The sequence below is a fragment of the Sphingobium sp. genome (assembly GCF_033795625.1).
GTDB lineage: Bacteria > Pseudomonadota > Alphaproteobacteria > Sphingomonadales > Sphingomonadaceae > Sphingobium.
Window position 1 is genome coordinate 1 of record NZ_JARYGI010000110.1, and the last position, 789, is coordinate 789.

A 789-nucleotide genomic window follows, 5' to 3' on the forward strand; every position below is an offset into this window, starting at 1 on the left:
GCAACGACTTGCCCTGACCGATCAGCGCGCTGCCCTTCAACCTACTCCTCAGCGTGGCTTTTGGTCGCGTCTGTTCAGCCGCCAGGGCGACAGCCCTAGCGGCGAGGAATAAACCATGGATGCTCCAACCGGCCCTTTATGGTCCCAAGAACAGGCCATTGCCTATGAGGTCGCGCTGGAGGCCATCAACGATGTGATCGGGGGATATAGTGAGCAGATCGCGCTGGAGCAGGCCCATCCCGCGCCGAACACAGCCCGGATTGTTTGGCTGGAAATGCGGACCGATCAGGCGGTTTCAGTCCACCACTCGCTCAACGTGTGCGATGACGGCAACGTCCAGCAGGCGACTTCCGAATTTAGCGCGATCATCCACGCAAGGGATAAATTGCGCTTATCCAAACAGGAATTCTGAAAATGGAAAAATCTAACGATGATTTAGATAACATCATAAACGAAATTAAATACAAAAATGAAAATAAAGACAAAAGACATGAACGAGCACTCGCTATCGGCAAATATTTGCAATCAAATATATACGGCGATGGCTTTTATAAGCTCGATATGATCGATCCTGAAAAACTTTCAAACGCTACTAAGTCTATGAGAATTGCTGAAAAAGACGTTGTCTTGGCAATTATGGATGATACGACCTTTGGTTCGGCAAAGGAAGGCATAGCGCTATGCGTTGATGGCATTTACTGGAAGGCGTTATTTGAAGCGCCATCACATATATCATGGGAATTAGCCAAAGATTTATACAAATCTGGTAAAATAGAGTTTAAAAAGTCG

At 47.3% G+C, this 789-nt stretch carries 2 protein-coding genes; both read left to right on the forward strand.

What is annotated here, in order from left to right; genetic code table 11:
* Positions 1-115 precede the first annotated feature (115 nt).
* Positions 116-412 (forward strand): hypothetical protein, encoded by a 297-nt coding sequence (locus tag QHC67_RS18845; protein WP_319296701.1) that lies wholly within the window; start codon positions 116-118, stop codon positions 410-412.
* Between the two features lie 2 nt (positions 413-414).
* Positions 415-789 (forward strand): hypothetical protein (locus QHC67_RS18850; protein WP_319296703.1); only part of this gene is annotated, 375 nt, incomplete at its 3' end.